Source organism: Streptomyces sp. NPDC047049 (assembly GCF_040643995.1).
Taxonomy (GTDB): Bacteria; Actinomycetota; Actinomycetes; order Streptomycetales; family Streptomycetaceae; genus Streptomyces; species Streptomyces mooreae.
This window is the reverse complement of sequence record NZ_JBEYVM010000002.1, coordinates 97293-116221: the sequence shown is the minus strand read 5'-3', so window position 1 is coordinate 116221 and position 18929 is coordinate 97293. Positions and strand designations below refer to the sequence as shown.

Below are 18929 nucleotides of genomic sequence, written 5' to 3'. Positions count from 1 at the left end.
CACCGGGCCACCGTACGGCCGGTGGCCCGTGCCCGCACCGGCCACCGGGCCGGGCGACGCCTCACGTGTCAGAGATTGCCGCGCCGCTCCTGCTCCCGCTCGATCGCCTCGAAGAGCGCCTTGAAGTTGCCCTTGCCGAAGCCCATGGAGCCGTGCCGCTCGATCATTTCGAAGAACACCGTCGGCCGGTCCTGGACCGGCTTGGTGAAGATCTGCAGCAGATAGCCGTCCTCGTCCCGGTCGACCAGGATCTTCAGCTCACGGAGCGTTTCCACGGGCACCCGGGTCTCGCCGGCCCACTCGCCGAGGGTGTCGTAGTAGGAATCGGGGGTGTTGAGGAATTCGACGCCGGCGGCGCGCATCGCCCGGACGCTGGCGACGATGTCATTGGTGGCCAGCGCGATGTGCTGGACGCCGGGGCCGCCGTAGAACTCCAGGTACTCGTCGATCTGCGACTTCTTCTTCGCGATCGCGGGCTCGTTGATCGGGAACTTGACCTTGAGCGTGCCGTCCGCGACGACCTTCGACATCAGGGCGCTGTATTCGGTGGCGATGTCGTCGCCCACGAACTCCTTCATGTTGGTGAAGCCCATGACGTCGTTGTAGAAGGCCACCCACTCGTTCATCCTGCCGAGTTCGACGTTGCCGACGCAGTGGTCGATGGCCTGGAAGCGGCGCGGGCCGGGCGCCACCAGCGGCTCGGCGGCGACGAAGCCGGGCAGGTAGGGGCCGTCGTAGCCGGAACGCTCGACGAGGGTGTGCCGGGTCTTGCCGTACGTGGCGATGGCCGCCAGGACGACGGTGCCGTGCTCGTCGCGGACCTCGTGCGGCTTCTCCAGGCCGGTGGCGCCGTGGGCGACCGCGTGCTCGTAGGCGGCGCGGGCGTCCGGGACCTCGATGGCGAGGTCGATGACGCCGTCGCCGTGCGCCGCGACATGGTCGGCGAGGAAGCGGCCCCACTCGGTCGTGGGCTTGACGACGGAGGTGAACACGAACCGGGCGCCGCCGGATTCGAGCACATAACTCGCGGTCTCGCGGCTGCCGTTCTCCGGGCCGGAGTAGGCGACGCGCTGCATCCCGAAGGCGGTCGAGTAGTAGTGCGCGGCCTGCTTGGCGTTCCCGACGGCGAAGACGACCGCGTCCATCCCCTTGACCGGGAAGGGGTCCGCCTGCCGGGCCGTGTCGGGGGCCGTGGTCTGGGTCCGGGTGTGCATCGTGGTGTCTGCCATGTTCGCAGAGTCCCCCCGATCCACAAGGTGCGCAATAGTTCGCGAATCTTCTGGGCATTATGCATAGCGAAAGGGCGAAGTCGCCCGGCTATCTGTACATGATGACCATCACCAAGGGCGGTACGAACGATGGCGATCGATCATTTGGACGGGGCGCTGCTGGAACTGCTCGCCGAGGAGCCGCGGATCGGCGTGCTGGAGGCGTCCCGGCGGCTGGGGGTGGCCCGCGGGACGGTCCAGGCCAGGCTCGACCGGCTTCAGTCGAATGGAGTGATCCGGGGCTTCGGGCCGGATGTGGACCCGGCGGCCCTCGGGTATCCGGTGACCGCATTCGCGACGCTGGAGATCAAACAAGGGCAAGGAAACGACGTACGTGCTCACTTGACGACCGTTCCCGAGGTGCTGGAGCTGCATACAACGACCGGACACGGGGACATGCTCTGCAGGCTCGTCGCTCGGTCCAACGCCGATCTACAGCGGGTGATCGACCGGGTTGTGGGCTTTGATGGGATCGTGCGGGCATCGACGGCAATCGTCATGGAAAATCCGGTTCCGTTGCGGATCGTCCCGCTGGTGAAACAGGCATCGGCAGACTGACCGAGGAGACCGAGTGAGCTTCTGGGAGTACGTCGGCACCCGGCACGCCCAGCTGCTGACGGACACGTATCAGCACGCCAGCGCCGTCTTCCAGTGCATGGTGCTGGCCACCCTGCTGGGCGTCTTCATCGGCGTGGTGACCTACCGCAGCGAATGGGCGGGCAACCTCGCCACCACGTCGACCGCCACCATCCTGACCATCCCGTCCCTGGCCCTGATCGGTCTGCTGATCCCGATCGTCGGCCTGGGCGTCCCCCCGACGGTGATCGCGCTGACCCTGTACGGGCTGCTGCCGGTGGTCCGCAACGCCATCGTCGGGCTGCGCGGGGTGGATCCGGACCTGGTCGACGCGGCCAACGGCATCGGGATGTCCCGCGCCGCCCGGCTCTTCCGCGTGGAACTGCCGCTGGCCTGGCCGCCCATCCTCACCGGCATCCGGGTCGCCACCCAGATGCTGATGGGCATCGCCGCCATCGCCGCGTTCGCCTCCGGCCCCGGCCTGGGCAACGAGATCTTCCGCGGGATCGCCTCGCTGGGCAGCGCCAACTCCCTCAACCAGGTGCTCTCCGGCACCCTCGGGATCGCCATCCTCGCCCTTCTCTTCGACGCCGCCTACGTCCTGATCGGACGCCTGACCATCTCCAGGGGGATCCGTGCCTGAGACGCCCGAGAACGCTGCCGCCTCCGGTGCGAGCATCCAGCTGGAGAACCTGACGAAGATCTACCAGGGGAACCCCGTCCCCGCGGTGGACAACGTCAACATGGAGATCAAGGCCGGCGAGATCGTGATCCTCGTGGGGCCCTCGGGCTGCGGCAAGTCCACCTGCCTGAAGATGATCAACAGGCTGATCGAACCGAGCTCCGGACGGATCCGGATCGGCGACGAGGACGTCACCGACATGGACCCGGTCAAGCTGCGCCGCAAGATCGGCTACGCCATCCAGGCGTCCGGCCTCTTCCCGCACATGACCGTCGCCCAGAACATCGCCCTGGTCCCGAAGATGATCGGCTGGTCCCAGGCGAAGACCAAGGACCGGGTCGAGGAGATGCTCGACCTGGTCGGCCTGGACCCGCGCGAGTTCCACGGCCGCTATCCGCGCCAGCTCTCCGGCGGCCAGCAGCAGCGCGTCGGGGTGGCCCGTGCCCTCGCCGCCGACCCGCCCGTCCTGCTGATGGACGAGCCGTTCGGCGCCGTCGACCCGATCACCCGCGACCACCTCCAGGACGAGCTGATCCGGCTCCAGCACGAGCTGCACAAGACCATCTGCTTCGTCACCCACGACTTCGACGAGGCCATCAAGATCGGCGACCGGATCGCGGTGCTCCGCGAGCGCTCGCACATCGCCCAGTTCGACACCCCCGAGGCCATCCTCACCAACCCGTCCGACGACTTCGTCTCCGGCTTCGTGGGCGCCGGGGCGGCGCTCAAGCGGCTCAACCTGACCCGGGTGCGGGACGTGGGCGTGGTCGACTTCCCCACCGCCCGGACCGACGACCCGCTGGAGTCCATCTTCGACCAGGTCCGCTCCGGCTCCCACAACGAACTGCTGCTGCTGGACCCCAACCGCCGCCCGTACAAATGGCTGCGCCGCGCCGATCTGGCCCTGGCCAAGGAGTCGCTGGCGCGGGCCGGGACGCCGGTACAGCACACCGTGACCCGGGACGCGACGCTGCGCGACGCGCTGGAGGCGGTGCTCACCGACAGCGCCGGCCGGGTCGCGGTCACCGGGCGGCGCGGCGAGTACATCGGCGTGGTCGACATGGAGACGCTGATGAACAACGTCCAGGAACTGCTGGAGGCGGACCGGATGGAGGCCCTGGAGCACCAGCACCAGCTCCGGGAGCTGCGCGCCCGCCAGACGCAGCTGGAACAGGAAGGCCTGGAGGCATGAGCCCGCGCGACGGGAGCAGTCCGCGGCACGGTGAGCACCCGAGCGACCACGAGGGCTTCGCGCTGCGGGACGACGTCGAGATGCGGGAGCGGGAGGGCGCGGCCGGTGAGGCGCCGGTCCCGTCCGCCGCCAAGGGGCGCCGTCGGATCAGCTGGCAGAAGTGGACCTTCATGCCGGCCTTCCTGGTCCTCGCACTGCTCGCCACCTGGCTGTGGTTCCGCGGCGCCCGCCTGGACTCCATCGCCCATCAGGCGGTCGACAACGGCAAGGTGTGGCTGGCGCTGAAGCAGCACATCTATCTCACCGCGATCTCCACCTTCTTCGTACTGATCATCGCGATCCCGCTGGGCATCGCGCTGACCCGGTCCAAGCTGCGCCGGGCCACCCCCGTCGCCATGGCCTTCGCCAACCTCGGGCAGGCCGTCCCGGCGCTGGGTCTGCTGATCCTGCTGGTCATCTGGCTGGGCATCGGGCCCCGTTCGGCGATCGTCGGCATGGTCATCTACGCCGTGCTGCCGGTCCTCGCCAACACCATCGCCGGGCTGCGCGGCATCGAGCCGACGCTGACCGAGGCCGCCCGCGGCATCGGGATGTCCCCCACGGGTGTGCTCACCAAGGTCGAACTCCCCCTCGCCGTACCGCTGATCCTGGCCGGTGTCCGTACCGCGCTGGTGCTGAACGTCGGCACCGCGACGCTGGCCACCTTCGGCGGCGGCGGCGGCCTCGGTGACCTGATCTCGGCGGGCATCGTCACCCAGCGCATGCCCGTACTGATCCTCGGTTCGGTGCTCACCGTGGCGCTGGCCCTGCTGGTCGAATGGCTGGCGTCGCTGGCCGAGCTGCTGCTGCGGCCGCGCGGACTGGAGGCGACGGCATGAGGACTCCCCCGCGTGAGGCCCCCCGCCGCCCCGGAAGACGCCGGGGCGCCCGCTTCCTCGTCGTCCTGCTCGCCACCGTGCTCAGCTCCTGCGGCCTGGTCAGCGGCAGTGCGATGAGCGACAACGTGCTGCCGGGGCCGAAGGCCGGCTACCCGGGCCGCCCGCTCAGCGGGGCCCAGCTGACCGTGACCTCGAAGGAGTTCACCGAGCAGATCATCCTCGGCCAGATGATGGGCATCGTCTTCGAGGCGGCCGGTGCCAAGGTCATCGACAAGACCAGCATCCAGGGCTCGATCGGCGCCCGGGAGGCCGTCAAGTCCGGCACGGCGGACGCCGCGTACGAGTACACCGGCACCGGCTGGATCACCTACCTCGGCCACACCAAACCGATCGTCAATCCGCGGGAGCAGTGGAAGGCGGTCCGCGACGAGGACCGGAAGAACGGCATCGTCTGGCTGCCGGCCTCCCGGCTGAACAACACCTACGCGCTGGCGCTGAACACCGCGAACTACAAGAAGCTGGCGGTGCGCGACCTCTCGGACGTCGCGGCGCTGTCCCACCGGAAGCCCGGCGCCGTGACGATGTGCGTGGAGAACGAGTTCGCCACCCGCAACGACGGGCTGCCGGGCATGGCGCGGGCGTACGGCATGAACGTGCCGTCGGCCAACGTCCGCAAGATGACCGGCGGCGTCGTCTACACCGAGACGCAGAAGGGCACCTGCGCGTTCGGCGAGGTGTTCACCACCGACGGCCGGATCAAGGCGATGCACCTGCACGTCCTCGCCGACGACAAGCACTTCTTCCCCAACTACAACGTGGCCCCCGAGATCAACGCCGAGGCCCTGAAGAAGTACCCGGCGATGGCCGAGGTCCTGGCCCCGGTCACCAAGGCCCTCAACAACACCGTCGCCCAGGAGCTCAACCGCAGGGTCGACGTGGACGGCGAGGACCCGCACGAGGTCGCGAAGGACTGGCTGATCCGGGAGGGGTTCATCAAGGAGGGGTGAGGTACGGGGCGCCCGGGGGGCAGGGGCCGCTCAGCAGCTGGGCAGCTTGCCGCCGGTCCGCAGGGCCTTCAGGGCGTCCACCGCGCCGTCGAGCGTCGTGACCGGGATCAGCCGCATCCCCTTCGGCAGCTCCGCCTGCGCGTCGGCGCACTCCTTGCGCGGGACCAGGAAGACCGAGGCGCCGTCGCGGTGCGCGGCCTGCGTCTTCAGCGGGACCCCGCCCACCGCGCCGACCTTCCCGCCGGCGGTGATGGTCCCCGTACCCGCGATGGTGCGCCCGCCGGTCAGGTCGTGGCCCGCGCCGTCGCCGTCCAGCCTGTCGACGATGCCGAGGGCGAACATCAGCCCGGCGCTGGGGCCGCCGACGTCCGCGAGGCTCAGTTTGACCTTGATGTCCTTGGCGGATTTGCCGAGCTGCCCGAGCGCGGCGCTGGTGGCGGTGTCCTGGGACTGCTCCATCTGCCGGGCGTTGTGCTCGGCGATCTCCTCGGTGTTGTTGCCCACCGGGTAGACCGCCTCCCGCGGCATCACGGCCTCGTCCGTACGGAACCAGCCCTCGATGATGTCCGGCAGGTGGACGGAGGCGTCCGGTCCGGTGGCGACGATCGAGGTCATCCGCAGCTGGCCGCTCGTCTTACGGGTCCCGGCGCCGGTGATGGTGATCACCGGTTTGCCCTTGTCGTTGCCGAGGACGTTCGCCGTCATACCGGGATAGGCGACAGCGAACGGCAGCGGGGCGAGGACCGCCGTGAGGACGAGGGCCAGGACAAGGGCGGAGCAGAGCGCCAGGGCACGGGTGCGTGAGGACACCCCGCCAGCCTAATTGACCCCCGCACCACCAGGGCCGTAAGGCGCTGCGGCCTCACCACACGGCCACCGCCCCTTCACACCCTGTGGTCCCGGCCGTCCCCCGGTCCGGTCTTCACCGTCCCGCCTGCCTCAGCGCAGCGCCTCCGACACCTCGCGGGCCGCGTCGACCACCCGCGGCCCGATCCGCTCGCACACGGTGTCCGCGAGCATCACCACGCCCACGCTGCCCTCGATGCCGCTCACCCCGAGCAGCGGTGCCGCCGCGCCGCTCGCCCCGGCCTCCAACTCCCCGTGGGTCAGGGTGAGTCCGGCGTCCTGCAGGCGGCCCTGCCGGGCCTTGAGGATCGCCCGCCCCGCGGCCCCCCGGTCCAGCGGATGACGGAAGCCCGCCCGGTAGGCCACGTGGTAATCGGTCCAGGTCGGCTCCACCACGGCGACGGCCAGCGCTTCCGTGCCGTCGACGAGGGTGAGGTGCGCGGTGGCCCCCACGTCCTCGGCGAGCGACCGCAGCGCGGGCAGCGCCGCCTCCCTGACCAGCGGATGCACCTGCCGGCCCAGGCGCAGCACGCCCAGGCCGACCCGGGCGCGGCCGCCGAGGTCGCGGCGGACCAGAGCGTGCTGCTCCAGCGTGGCCAGCAGACGGTAGACCACCGTGCGGTTGACGCCGAGCTTGTGGGAGAGCTCGGTGACGGTCAGCCCATGGTCGGTGTCGGCAAGCAGTTTGAGGACGCGCAGCCCTCGGTCGAGAGTCTGGGAGGTCTCTGCGGTCACGACGCCTCCTGGGTGAGTGGCGGCCCTCGGACGCGACGCGCTGCGAGTCCCGGAGCAGCGCGCGCTAGAGGCCGCCGGCCGCATGGCACCGGCTGCGCTCCGCGGCGGCGCTGCCACGGGGCGTGTGCGTGACCGGGACAGTAGCGAGCCGGTCCGGTAAGCGGAAGAGTCCGTCCAGAATCCGGGCTTTCCCGCCCTGAATATCCCTGTAGGTCCGTTCAGAACGTCCCGTGGTGTTTCAGGCAGGGCTACAGGGTCGTTCGGGCGACAGGGTCGTTCCGGCGGCAGGGGCGGAAACGACGGCGGGGGCGGTGCGCCGGACACATCCGGCACACCGCCCCCTGCGGTTCACCGACCACAGGCCCCGAGCGGACTCACTTCATCCGCGTGGCCCACTCCCGTACCTTCTTGATCCGCTCACCCAGCTGCCCGGCGGTGGCCTCCGCGCTCGGCGGCCCGCCGCACACCCGCCGCAGCTCGGTGTGGATCACGCCGTGCGGCTTCCCGCTCTGGTGGACATACGCCCCCACCAGCGTGTTCAGCTGCTTCCTGAGCTCCAGCAGCTCCTTGTGCGTGACCACGGGCCGCCGCTCGGCCGGCAGCTCCAGCAGGTCCGCCTCCGCGTCCGGCCGCTTCTTGCTGTGCGCGATCTGCCGGGCCTGCCGCTTCTGCAGCAGCATCTGCACCTGGTCCGGCTCCAGCAGCCCGGGGATGCCGAGGTAGTCCTGCTCCTCCTCGCTGCCCGCATGGGCCTGCATCCCGAACTCGGCACCGTCGTAGAGCACCCGGTCGAAGACCGCCTCCGACTCCAGCGCCTCGAACGAGAACTGCTCCTGCTCGCCGGTGTCCTCGTCCTGCTCCTTGTTCGCCTCCTCCATCTCCTTCTCGGATTCGGCGTACGGGTCCTCCTCCCCGTCCTTCTTCGGCTTGTCCAGGACGTGGTCGCGCTCGACCTCCATCTCGTTGGCGAAGCCGAGCAGCATCGGGACGGTGGGCAGGAAGACGGAGGCGGTCTCGCCGCGTTTGCGGGAGCGCACGAAACGCCCGACGGCCTGCGCGAAGAACAGCGGCGTCGAGATGGTGGTGGCGTACACCCCGACCGCCAGCCGCGGCACGTCGACGCCCTCGGACACCATCCGGACCGCGACCATCCAGCGGTCCTGTGACTGCGAGAAGTCGTCGATGCGCTGGGAGGCCCCGGTGTCGTCGGACAGCACCAGCGTGGCGCCCTCCCCGGTGATCTCCCGGATCAGCTTGGCGTACGCCCGCGCCTGCTCCTGGTCGGAGGCGATCACCAGCGCCCCGGCGTCCGGGATGGACTTGCGGACCTCGCTCAGCCGCTGGTCGGCGGCGCGCAGCACATTCGGCATCCACTCGCCGCGCGGGTCCAGCGCGGTACGCCAGGCCTGCGAGACCGCGTCCTTGGTCATCGGCTCGCCGAGCCGGGCCGCGATCTCGTCGCCCGCCTTGGTCCGCCAGCGCATGTTGCCGCTGTACGAGAGGAAGATGACCGGCCGGACCACGCCGTCGCCGAGCGCGTTGCCGTAGCCGTAGGTGTAGTCGGCCGAGGAGCGCCGGATGCCGTCGTTGCCCTCCTCGTACGTCACGAACGGGATCGGGTTGGTGTCCGACCGGAAGGGCGTACCGGTCAGCGCGAGCCGCCGGGTGGCGGGCTCGAAGGCCTCCAGGCACGCCTCGCCCCAGGACTTCGAGTCACCGGCGTGGTGGATCTCGTCGAGGATCACCAGCGTCTTGCGCTGCTCGATCCGGTTGCGGTGCAGCATGGGCCGTACGCCGACACCGGCGTAGGTGACCGCGACGCCGTGGTACTCGCGGCCCAGCGGCCCCGCGCTGTACTCCGGGTCGAGCTTGATCCCCAGCCGGGCCGCCGCCTCGGCCCACTGCTTCTTCAGATGCTCGGTCGGCGCGACGACCGTCACCTGCTGCACGACGTGGTGGTGCAGCATCCACGAGGCGAGCGTGAGCGCGAACGTCGTCTTGCCGGCTCCGGGCGTCGCGACGGCGAGGAAGTCTCTCGGCTGTGCCTGGATGTAGCGGTCCATGGCCGCCTGCTGCCAGGCACGCAGCTTGTTCGCGGTACCCCAAGGGGCCCGTCCCGGGAAGGCCGGGGACAGGTGATGGTTATTGGTGGCGCTGGTGGTGGTAGTCACGGTCTCCGTCGGCTGAACTCGGCGATCGGCAACCGCGTCAGCCTATCCGCTGCGCTTGGCCGGGTTCCCACGGTGTCGGCTTTCCCGTCGTTGCGCCTGGCGGCGGGCGGTGCCGCTGCGCGGGGCGGGTCCGCTGCGCGGGGCGCTGCGCTTTGCCTCGGCCCGTTTTTGGCTTTCTCGCCGTTGCCCCTTCGGCGGGCGGGTCCGCTGCGCGGGGCGGGGTCCGCTGCGCGGGGCTGTCGGGGTGCGGTGACGGGCCTGCGCGGGTGGGTGTCCGGACTGCTTCGCTTTACGTCCGGACACCCACCCGCTCCGGCCCGTCCCCTCCCGTGGAGGGGTGGGAAGAAGGCCGGTGGGGGTGGACGTGGCTGGTCCGGGGCGCCTCGTGAACGACGCAGAAACTGCCCACGGGCGGCCGGGAACGGCCAGAGGCCCGCACGGCTATGACCGTGGCCCGCCCCCACACACGTTCACTTTCTCCCCCACGGGAGGGGACGGGCCGGAGGGGCCGGGGTGTGGGGCTTTGCTTCCGAAGGCTCCGAGAAAGAGCAAAGGCGGAGCGCAGCGGAGCGTAAAGCGAAGCAGTCCCACACACCGGCCCCGCAGGCCCGTCACCGCACCCACAGCCCCGCGCAGCGGACCCGCCCCGCCCGCCGCCAGGCGCAGGCGAAACGGCGGGAAAGCCAAAAACGGGCCGAGGCAAAGCGCAGCGAACCGGCGGGAAAGCCAAAAACGTGGGGAAAACTTAGGCCTCCGGCCCGATCCGGCTGCGCACAGCCGTTTGTACCTCGGCCTCCTCCGCCGGATCGGCCGCGAGACGCCGCAGTTGTTCGACCACCCGGTCGTCCCCGGTGGCGGCATGCCGGGCGGCGAGCTCTCTGGTGGTCTCCTCGCAGTCCCACAGGCACTCGACCGCGAAACCGGCCGCGAAGCCGGGGTCGGTGACGGCGAGCGCGCCGGCGGCCCGGCCGCGCAGGTGTGAGGAGGACGTCTCGCGGTAGATGTGCCGCAGGACGGGGGCGGCGCAGGCGACACCGAGGCGGCCGGTGCCGTCGACCAGCTCCCACAGGCCGTCGGCGTCCGGCCCCTCCTCGCGGACGGTCCGGCGCAGGGCGGCCAGTACCGGCTCGGCGTCGCGCCGTCCGCCGCGGCGGGCGAGCATGGCGGCGGCGGACGCACCCAGCCGGTCCGCGCGCGGCGCCCAGACCCTGGCCCGTGCGACGGCGGCCACGCTGCGCATCCGCGCGAAGGCGGCGAGGGCGGCGGAGGCCAGCCGCTCGGAGGAGAAGGGGTCGGCGACCGCGTCCTCGATCAGGTCGAGGACGTCTCGGTCGCCGCGTTCGGCGAGGTGGTGCAGTACGGCGGCGCGGGCCGCGTCCGGTGCGCTGCGCGCGGCGCGCAGCAGCTCGGGGCGGTCCTCGGGGCCGGCGACGACGGCCAGGCAGCGGGCGGCGGCGAGGTGGCGGTGTTCCTCGCCCATCGGCTCCGGGCTCTCCTCTGCCCATCGGAGCACCTCGGTCACGCTCCAGCCGGGGCGCGGTCCACGGGGACGCATCTGCCGCTGCCAGCGGTCGAAGGAGCCCCGTTCCCCGGCGGCGGCCAGCCGGGGGCCGTAGCGGGGGTCCTCGGCCCACAGCCGCCAGGGCCGGGGCTCGAAGGCGTCGCGGACGGCGATGGCCAGGCCGGCGTCGCCCTCCTCGGTCTCCGGGAAGCGGGCGAGGACGGCGGGGGCGAGGGTCATCAGCCCGGCGTCGTCGTCACGCAGCGCAAGCTCGTCCAGGGCCCAGCGCCAGTTGCTGCCCGCCGCGGCATAGCTGCGCAGCAGCAGACGGGCGGCGTCCTTGCCGTAGGCGGCGAGGTGGCCGAGGACCGCGAGGGCGAGACCGGTGCGCTCCTCGCCCGTGTCGACGAGGTCGTCGGGGTGGAAGAGGTGGCGTTCGATCTCTTCGAGCGCGCCGTCGAGCTGCATGTAGAGGCGCGCGTAGTAGAGCGAGCGGTTCTCGACCTGCCAGTCGCGACGGGGATCGCGCAGCACGCTGTCGTTGAGTGCCGCGAGCGCCTCGGCCCGCGGCGCCGCGAGGGCATGCAGGGTCCCGTCGCCGCGGCCTCGCTGCAGGAGGCCGAGCAGGGTGCCACTGGGCGCTATGTCTGGATCGAACATGAGGTCAGCATCCGGTGCGGGGGACGGGCTGGCAACGGGATTTCCGCTGACCGGCATTCTTGCCGGTGACCGCGGGCCGTAAGCCTCGTTCCCACCATGGATCGGCGGGAACGCCTGCTGTACAGCGGCCGAAGCCTAGCTTGGAAGCTGTCATTCCGCCGATTCGCCCCGGGATTGCCCCGGAAAGCCGGGGGCATATGCCAGCTGCACCACCGTATCGGGTAGTGCCAAATCCCTTACGGACGGTCGCCGCCTGTGCAACAGTCGTTACCGGCCCTTCAGCCCGGCGCCGCCTGATCACGGAGTACGTCATGCCGTCCCCTCTCTTCGCGGATCACCCAGCAGACCGGCCCCCCGAGCGCGAGACGGTCGAGTCCCTCATCACGCAGGCCCGCCGCCTGCGCGGTGACCTCGATGCGGTGCGCAGGGAGTCCGGGTTGGACACCGGCCTCGCCGCCGACCCGCAGCTGCGCTGGCAGCGGGCGCTGTGCGATCTCGCCGTGCATCACCTCGACGACCTCGGGGGCCATCTCGACCAGCTGAGAGAGGGCCTGCCCGCCGAGAACGAGGACGGCGAGGAGGACGCTCCGGAGGCCGGGCTGCCGTTGGCCCCGCCGGAGCCCGCGCCCCATGAACGCGGCGCGCTGCTGCGCCGGGTCGGCAGCGCCGAGTGGAACCTCCTCACCGACGAGGTCAGCTGGTCCGACGAGCTGTTCGCGATGTTCGGCAGGGCCCCGTCCGACGGCCCGCTCACCCTCGACGAGCTGCCGTCCCTGGTGCACGCCGACGACCAGGAGGGGCTGGCCACGATGGTCACCGACTGCCTGGTGGACGGCCGCCCGATCGACGGCGAATTCCGCATCGTGCGCCCGGACGCAAGTCTGCGCACGGTGCACATGGTGGGCGAGCCGGTGCTCGACGCCGACGGCAGTACCGCCTGTATGTGGGCCGTGCTGCGGGACGTCAGCGAGCTGCGCCGCAGCCAGCAGGCGGTACGCGAGACCCGTGACTCGCTGCACCGTGAGCGGCATATCGCGCAGACCGAGCACCGGCTTGCGGTCGAGCTGCAGGAAGCCGTGCTCCCCCCGTGGCGCGGCTCCCTGCGGTTCCCGCAAGGCGGTCCCGTAGCCCTCGACCTCGCCGGGCGCTATCTGCCGTCCGGCACCCGTGCGCTGGTCGGCGGGGGCTGGTACGACGCGCTGCAACTCCCGGACGGGACCACTCTGTTGAGCGTCGGCGATCTCACCGGACACGGCGTCACCGCCACCTCAGGGATGGCGATGGTGCTGGGCGCGCTGCGCGGTATGGCCGTCGCCGGCCACCGGCCGGGGCCCCTGATGTGCTTCCTCAACCAACTGCTGGACACCGCCGCTCAGCCGGCGCTGGGCAGCACGGTGTGCGGCCGCTTCGACGCCGCTACGCGGACCCTGGAGTGGGCTCAGGCCGGGCACCCCGCGCCGCTGCTGTTCCGCGGCGGCACGGGGCGCGCGCTGGACCCGCCCGAGGGCGTCCTGCTCGGGGCGACCTCGGGTGCGGCCTACACCCAGCGCACCGAGCAACTGGAGCCCGGTGACCTGCTCGTCCTGCACACCGATGGCCTCGTCCCCCGCCATACGCACGGCGCACATGCCCTCCACGAAGGCACCGAACGGCTCCTCGCTCTGGCACCGCGGTTCGCCGCGGCCCGCAGCGCCCAGGACGGCGTCCGCATCGTCGTCGAGGAGTTCGGCACCGCCGACCGCGAGGACGACGCCTGTGTACTGGTCGCCAGGGTCGGCGACTGAGACACACCGCGGCGGGTGTCGGCGGCGGACCGGCGCATCCGGAGCCGGTCGCCCCGAACACGTCGGCGCACACGTCGGCCGTGTCGGCGGGCGATCCGCCGGCCCACGGGTGAGGCAGCGGAGCCGAGAAGGACGTCACCCTTACGGATGACACACCGTCACGCTCCGTGCATCCGCCCGCCTCAGGCCGAGAAGTTCTTCGCGACTCCCGATCCGATGCCGGGGCCGAGGCCCGACCCCTTGGTCTTGGGCTTCTCCTTCGGCAGGACATGCTGGATCTCCTCGCGCAGATCCTGGATCTTGGCGTAGTTCGCATACTGCCCCGTGAGCCGGAACATTTCGCGGAGCCGGTCCCAGGTGCGGTGCGAGGAGTTCTCGCCGATGGACACCAGCGCCAACCGGGCGTAGCGGTCGGCCTGTTCGGGGTCGTTTCCGATGAAGCAGGCCGAGGCCATCGAGATGTAGTCGAAGATCTGCGACCGCTGGCGGCCGTTCTCCCGCAGCTTCAGCGCCCGTTGGGCGTGATGCTGGGCGATCCTGGCGGCCGACGGATCGTGATCGGCGAGGGTACGGAATGCCAGCGCCTGCATGCCGTGCAGATCCGCCTCGTCGAACATCTGCATCCAGCTCGGTGGCGGCACATCGCCCTTGTCCGAGACGAAAAGGTCCTCCGCCTCGCCCAGGGTGCGGCGCATCGCCTGGCCATGGCCCTTGGACGCCTGCGCCCAGGCCTCGATGGTGTGCAGCATGGCGCGGGTGCGCGGCAGGGTTTCCGCGCCGGAGCCGGACTTGGCCAGTTTCATCAGATCCAGCGCGTCGTCGGGACGGCCCAGATGCACCATCTGACGGGCGGCACGGGAAAGCGCCTCGCCGGCGCGCGGGCGGTCGCCGCCCTCGCGCGCCGCATGGGCGGCGATGATGAAGTATTTCTGGGCGGTGGGCTCCAGGCCCACGTCATGGGACATCCAGCCCGCCAGCACCGCCAGGTTGGCGGCCACCCCCCACAGCCGGCGCTGCAGATGATCGGGGTGGCGGTAGGCGAGCATGCCGCCCACTTCGTTGAGCTGGCCCACCACGGCCTTGCGCTGCAGCCCGCCCCCGCGGGCCGCGTCCCAGGCGCGGAACACCTCGACCGAGCGCTCCAGCGCGTCGATCTCCTGCGATCCCACAGGGGCCGCCTCATAGCGGTCGAGGCCGATCTGGTCGAGTTCGTCGAGGGAGCCGGAGGCGAACATGGCGTCGTGGCGCGGGGCGCCGGCCGGGGCCGGTTCGGTGTGCAGCCAGTCGTACATGGCGCCGGTGAGTGCGGAGCCCGCGGCGAGTGCGGCGCCCGCACCCACCAAGCCGCGTCGGTTGAGCATGAGGTCCATTCCCGTGAATTCCGTGAGGACCGCGGCGGTCCGTTCGGGAGCCCACGGCAGACCGTCCAGGGCCTGCCGTTTCCCCGCGCGACCGGTTCTTGCGAACCCGAGGTCCTCGATGGTTACGACACGGCCGAGGCGCTCGGTGAACAGGGAAGCCAGGACCTTGGGCACCGGATCGCGCGGGGTCTCCCCCATGTCGATCCAGCGCCGCACTCGCGAGGTGTCGGTCGCCAGCTGCGGATGCCCCATGGCCGCCGCCTGCCGGTTGACCATTCTCGCCAGCTCTCCTTTGGACCAGCCGGCCAGGCCGAAAAGGTCCGCGAGACGGGTGTTCGGCTGCCTGTCCACGTCAAGCCCCCAGGTTCCTCGACTGAGTTGACAGTAACGGCCGCTGACATGGGCTGTGGGCATTCGCCAGGGTTCGCCAGGGTGCGCCAGATGGTCTGCCACCCGTAGGCACGTGTTCTGTAGATATGCCGCCCCCGGCCTGGTGGCGGGACCGCATTCCCCAGGGTGCGCGCCCCTCACGGGGACCCTGGATCGGCCTCCTGCACGGGGCCCGTTCACGGGTTCCCACCACCGGGCCGGGGAGCGCACGCAACTCGCCGGCGCACGAAGGGATCTGTTTCACCCATGTATGCAGCATCGTCCGCCGTGACCGCCCCCACCCGGCCGTACCGCCCGCATCCCACCGGAAGCGGGCCGTATCTCGACCCCGCGCCTTCCGCGGGTGCGGTCACCGGTCTGCCCGGCGGCCGCACCCGGCGCATGCAGGGGACAAGCTCCCAGCCGCTCAGCGGGAGAATCGACCTGTCCGGCCCGCAGGGCGCCCAGTTGCGCGCCGCCGTCGCTTCGGTGCACCGCATCTGCCCGGAGTTCAACCCGGTGCAGGTGCTGCGCCGCAGCGGCAGGTCCGTCCTCCTCGTCGGCACGACGGGCCGTATGACCGCGGTCGCCAAGTGTTTACTGGACCACTCCCCCGCGTGGGTGGACAGGTTCCGGCAGGAAATAAGTGCATACCGCGCATTCGTCCGGCATCGTCCGCCGGTACGGGTGCCGCGTCTGGTGGCGGCCGATCCCGACAACTGCACGCTGATCGTGGAGCGGATGCCCGGCCGCGTCGCGGCGCTGACCCGCCACCCGTCCGAGGCTCCGCCCCGGGCCGACGTACGGGCCGCGCTGGGCGCGATCTGCCGGATCAACCTCTGGCGTCCGCCGGCCGGGCTGTTCGACACCCCGCTGGACTACGCGGGCCGGATCGGCCGCTACCACGACCTGGGGCTGCTCACCGACCGTGACCTGGGCGATCTGCAGAAGCTGCTGCACGGTCTGTCGCACACCCAGGGCCAGTTCTGCCACGGTGACGCACTGCTGAACAATGTGCTGCTCTCCCCCGCGGGCCCGGTCCTCCTGGACTGGGACAGCGCGGGCTGGTATCTGCCGGGCTACGACCTGGCGACCCTGTGGTCGGTGCTCGGCGACGCGCCGGTCGCCCGCCGGCACATCAGCCAGCTCGCCCAGAACGCGGGCCCGGCCTCGCGGGACGCCTTCCTGGTGAATCTGATGCTGGTGCTCACCCGCGAGATCCGGCGTTATGAAACCGCGGTCCAACGGACCATGCGCGAACCCACGCCGACGGGGACACCGGGTCCGGGACTACCCGGCGTGCCCGCGGCGGGCGAGGAGCAGCGGCTGCTCCTCCGCCGGCTGCACGACGACTGCCAGATGGCGCGCCGTGCGGTACGGGCGGCGGTCGGCACCCGCTGACCGCCGACAGGTGCCGGACGTCACCCGGCACCGCAGGGGGGACCATGAGCGGCGCACCCGGGTACGGGGTGCGCCGCTCACCCATGTGCGCCAACTCGCCTCCCTTCCCCAGCCCCTCGGGCTTCCCTCCCCAGGCGGCCCGCCTGCGCGGCCCCCGTCCGCGTCAGGTCGAGTCCGGCCGGCCATTGGTCCATTCCACTGACGCCCCGCAGGCCGGACACCCGTCCGGGAAGGCTCCGGTGGAGACGCCCTGACATGCGGAATCCCGAGAGGGCGCGGTGATTGACGGACCCTCGGCAAACGTATAGCTCTAAGCCGATGGGGGCTCTAGTCTCGGGTCCCGCCCGTGCGGCCGTTTGCGCACCCACCGTCACACCGCCCCGGCTCGGGCCGGCTCGAGGAGGTTGCTTTGCGAGGATCCGCCCCGGAAGACGAGAAGAGATTCCACCGCCCCGCCCTGCGCAGGTCCGCCACCGCCGTTGCGGCGGCGGTGCTGTTGCTGCCCCTCGCGGGAACGCCGTCCGCGCACGCCGGCCAGCCCCGGACCGATGTTCTGCAGCGGGCCTTCACCGACGCCGCCGCCCGCTTCCAGGTGCCGCGCAGTGTGCTGCTCGGCGTCTCGTACCTGGAGTCGCGCTGGGACACCCATGGTGGCGCGCCCAGTGTCTCCGGGGGCTACGGTCCGATGCATCTGACCGATGCCCGCACCGCGCTGACGCGCACGCCGGAGTTCAGCGGAGGGGCCGAGGACGCCCGTGGCGACGGCGCACGGCCCCGTAAGCGGGTGCCGGCCGGTGCGGCGAAGCGGGCCGCGCTTCCGCCCGAACTCCCCGCCCGTTTGCGGACGTTGACGACAGCCGCCACGCTGGCCGGGCTGTCGGCCGAGCGGCTGCGTACCGACCCCGCGGCGAATGTGCTCGGCGGTGCGGCGCTGCTCGCCGCGGAGCAGCGCAAGCTGGGACACCGGACGGGCGGCGACCCGGCGCAGTGGTACGAGGCGGTGGCGCGCTACGGCGGTCAGGACAGTACACGCGGCGGCCGGGCCTTCGCGGACGAGGTCTACGAGGTCATGCGCCACGGCCAGACGCGGACCACCGACGCGGGACAGCGGGTCACGCTGGCCGCCACGCCGGGGCTGATCCCCGACGCCACGCAGCAGAAACGTCTCGGCGCACCGGCCGCGCCGACACGGGCGGGCCGCAAGCTGGAGTGCCCGCACAGCGTCGCCTGCGAGTCCGTCCCCGCGCCGTACGAGGAGTTCGGGGACGGCGACTACGGCAATCACGACAAGGCGGACCGGCCCGAGGACCTGCGGATCAGCACCATCGTCATCCACGACACCGAGGGTTCCTGGGAGACCACCCTCAAGCTGATCAAGGACCCGGCCTATGTGTCCTGGAACTACACCATCCGCTCCTCGGACGGCCTGATCGCCCAGCATGTGCCGGCCAAGGACGTCGCCTGGCATGCGGGCAACTGGTACATCAACTCGCACTCCGTGGGCATCGAGCACGAGGGCTTCCTCGCCGCGCCGGACGCCTGGTACACGGAGGCGATGTACCGCACGTCGGCCCGGCTGGTGAAGTACCTGAGCCGCAAGTACGAGGTGCCGCTCGACCGGCAGCACATCCTGGGCCACGACAATGTGCCCGGCACGACCACGGCCACCCTCCCCGGGATGCACACCGACCCCGGCCCGTACTGGGACTGGGCGCACTACTTCTCCCTGCTGGGCAAGCCGTTCAAGGCCGCCCCGGGCTCGCACGGCGGGCTGGTCACCATCCGCCCGGACTACGCCCGCAACAAGCCGGTCTACACGGGCTGCGAGAAGGCGGGCGACCCCTGCGCGCCGCACGGTTCCGCGGCGGTCCGGCTGCACACCGCGCCGGACGCCGACGCGCCGCTGGTCAAGGACATCGGTCTGCACCCGGACGGCAGTGACACGACCACGGGCGTGAACGACACCGGTGCCCGGGCCTCCACCGGCCAGCGGTTCGCGGTGGCGGGCCGGTCCGGCGACTGGACGGCGATCTGGTACCTCGGGCAGAAGGCATGGTTCCGCAATCCGCACCACGCGCCGACGGCGGTGAACGCCCAGGGCATGATCGCCACGCCGAAGGCGGAACGGGAGGAGATTCCGGTCTACGGCCGCGCGTACCCGGAGAAGGGGGCCTACCCGGCCGGGGTGCCCTACCAGGCGGTCTCCCCGCTGCCGTACAAGCTCGCCGCCGGCCAGAAGTACGCCGTCGGGGACCGGATGACGGGCGACTACTTCTACGCGCCGACCTTCGACCTCTCCCAGCACGCGATCGTGCGCGGCGAGGACGTCTACTACGAGATCCAGCTCGGGCACCGGGTCGGCTATGTGCGGGCGGCCGATGTCGATGTGCGGCGCTCGGATTCCTGAGCCCCCGCGCGCACCGATCGGGTGAGCGCGTACGCGCCCGGTGGACGGTCTGCCGTCCACCGGGCGCGCCGGTGTCCGTTCCGGTGCCTGC

At 71.2% G+C, this 18929-nt stretch carries 14 protein-coding genes; 8 read left to right on the top strand and 6 right to left on the bottom strand.

The window, feature by feature from the left end:
* Positions 1 to 68 precede the first annotated feature (68 nt).
* Entirely contained in the window at positions 69 to 1229 is a 1161-nt protein-coding gene (hppD, locus tag ABZ851_RS04620; RefSeq protein ID WP_361122101.1) for a 4-hydroxyphenylpyruvate dioxygenase, read from the bottom strand.
* 129 nt (positions 1230 to 1358) lie between these two features.
* Here hppD and ABZ851_RS04615 point away from each other — a divergent pair, with 129 nt between their 5' ends.
* The 5 genes from ABZ851_RS04615 to ABZ851_RS04595 all read left to right on the top strand — a co-directional run bounded on the left by ABZ851_RS04615 (position 1359) and on the right by ABZ851_RS04595 (position 5603).
* Positions 1359 to 1826, top strand: coding sequence for an Lrp/AsnC family transcriptional regulator (locus ABZ851_RS04615; protein ID WP_086715635.1), 468 nt, complete (start codon positions 1359 to 1361; stop codon positions 1824 to 1826).
* Between the two features lie 13 nt (positions 1827 to 1839).
* Complete coding sequence (locus tag ABZ851_RS04610) at positions 1840 to 2487, top strand: ABC transporter permease (protein ID WP_361122098.1); 648 nt, start codon at positions 1840 to 1842, stop codon at positions 2485 to 2487.
* Complete coding sequence (locus ABZ851_RS04605) at positions 2480 to 3718, top strand: betaine/proline/choline family ABC transporter ATP-binding protein (RefSeq protein WP_361122095.1); 1239 nt, start codon at positions 2480 to 2482, stop codon at positions 3716 to 3718. The genes ABZ851_RS04610 and ABZ851_RS04605 overlap by 8 nt, the downstream gene beginning before the upstream one ends.
* Entirely contained in the window at positions 3715 to 4596 is an 882-nt protein-coding gene (locus tag ABZ851_RS04600; RefSeq protein WP_361122092.1) for an ABC transporter permease, read from the top strand. The genes ABZ851_RS04605 and ABZ851_RS04600 overlap by 4 nt, the downstream gene beginning before the upstream one ends.
* Before the next feature lie 113 nt (positions 4597 to 4709).
* A complete protein-coding gene (locus ABZ851_RS04595) occupies positions 4710 to 5603 on the top strand; it encodes a glycine betaine ABC transporter substrate-binding protein (RefSeq protein ID WP_361123702.1) in 894 nt (297 codons plus the stop codon).
* Positions 5604 to 5633: 30 nt separating this feature from the next.
* Here ABZ851_RS04595 and ABZ851_RS04590 read toward each other — a convergent pair whose 3' ends face one another.
* The 4 genes from ABZ851_RS04590 to ABZ851_RS04575 all read right to left on the bottom strand — a co-directional run bounded on the left by ABZ851_RS04590 (position 5634) and on the right by ABZ851_RS04575 (position 11516).
* Complete coding sequence (locus tag ABZ851_RS04590; protein ID WP_088797868.1) at positions 5634 to 6413, bottom strand: S16 family serine protease; 780 nt, start codon at positions 6411 to 6413, stop codon at positions 5634 to 5636.
* 129 nt (positions 6414 to 6542) lie between these two features.
* On the bottom strand, positions 6543 to 7184 hold the full coding sequence (locus ABZ851_RS04585) for a helix-turn-helix domain-containing protein (RefSeq protein ID WP_361122089.1): 642 nt from the start codon (positions 7182 to 7184) through the stop codon (positions 6543 to 6545).
* 374 nt (positions 7185 to 7558) lie between these two features.
* The gene (locus ABZ851_RS04580) at positions 7559 to 9355 is read right to left on the bottom strand and encodes a DEAD/DEAH box helicase (protein ID WP_361122086.1); all 1797 of its coding nucleotides are present in this window, start codon (positions 9353 to 9355) and stop codon (positions 7559 to 7561) included.
* Between the two features lie 745 nt (positions 9356 to 10100).
* Positions 10101 to 11516, bottom strand: coding sequence for a HEAT repeat domain-containing protein (locus ABZ851_RS04575; RefSeq protein WP_361122083.1), 1416 nt, complete (start codon positions 11514 to 11516; stop codon positions 10101 to 10103).
* Between the two features lie 311 nt (positions 11517 to 11827).
* Here ABZ851_RS04575 and ABZ851_RS04570 point away from each other — a divergent pair, with 311 nt between their 5' ends.
* Complete coding sequence (locus tag ABZ851_RS04570; protein WP_361122080.1) at positions 11828 to 13300, top strand: SpoIIE family protein phosphatase; 1473 nt, start codon at positions 11828 to 11830, stop codon at positions 13298 to 13300.
* A gap of 182 nt (positions 13301 to 13482) precedes the next feature.
* On the opposite strand, the gene ABZ851_RS04565 is transcribed toward ABZ851_RS04570, so the two are convergent.
* Positions 13483 to 15012, bottom strand: coding sequence for a hypothetical protein (locus ABZ851_RS04565; RefSeq protein WP_361122078.1), 1530 nt, complete (start codon positions 15010 to 15012; stop codon positions 13483 to 13485).
* Between the two features lie 285 nt (positions 15013 to 15297).
* On the opposite strand from ABZ851_RS04565, the gene ABZ851_RS04560 reads away from it, so the two are divergent.
* Both ABZ851_RS04560 and ABZ851_RS04555 read left to right on the top strand, forming a co-directional pair.
* The gene (locus ABZ851_RS04560) at positions 15298 to 16431 is read left to right on the top strand and encodes an aminoglycoside phosphotransferase family protein (protein ID WP_361122075.1); all 1134 of its coding nucleotides are present in this window, start codon (positions 15298 to 15300) and stop codon (positions 16429 to 16431) included.
* A 409-nt stretch (positions 16432 to 16840) separates the two neighbouring features.
* Entirely contained in the window at positions 16841 to 18838 is a 1998-nt protein-coding gene (locus ABZ851_RS04555) for an N-acetylmuramoyl-L-alanine amidase (protein ID WP_361122072.1), read from the top strand.
* Positions 18839 to 18929: the final 91 nt, after the last annotated feature.

Bases quoted from the DNA above. Each gene is read 5' to 3' on its own strand.
- hppD (WP_361122101.1), bottom strand. From the start codon at position 1,229: ATGGCAGACACCACGATGCACACCCGGACCCAGACCACGGCCCCCGAC.
- ABZ851_RS04575 (WP_361122083.1), bottom strand. From the start codon at position 11,516: ATGTTCGATCCAGACATAGCGCCCAGTGGCACCCTGCTCGGCCTCCTG.
- ABZ851_RS04595 (WP_361123702.1), top strand. From the start codon at position 4,710: ATGAGCGACAACGTGCTGCCGGGGCCGAAGGCCGGCTACCCGGGCCGC.
- ABZ851_RS04570 (WP_361122080.1), top strand. From the start codon at position 11,828: ATGCCGTCCCCTCTCTTCGCGGATCACCCAGCAGACCGGCCCCCCGAG.
- ABZ851_RS04600 (WP_361122092.1), top strand. From the start codon at position 3,715: ATGAGCCCGCGCGACGGGAGCAGTCCGCGGCACGGTGAGCACCCGAGC.
- ABZ851_RS04560 (WP_361122075.1), top strand. From the start codon at position 15,298: ATGTATGCAGCATCGTCCGCCGTGACCGCCCCCACCCGGCCGTACCGC.
- ABZ851_RS04615 (WP_086715635.1), top strand. From the start codon at position 1,359: ATGGCGATCGATCATTTGGACGGGGCGCTGCTGGAACTGCTCGCCGAG.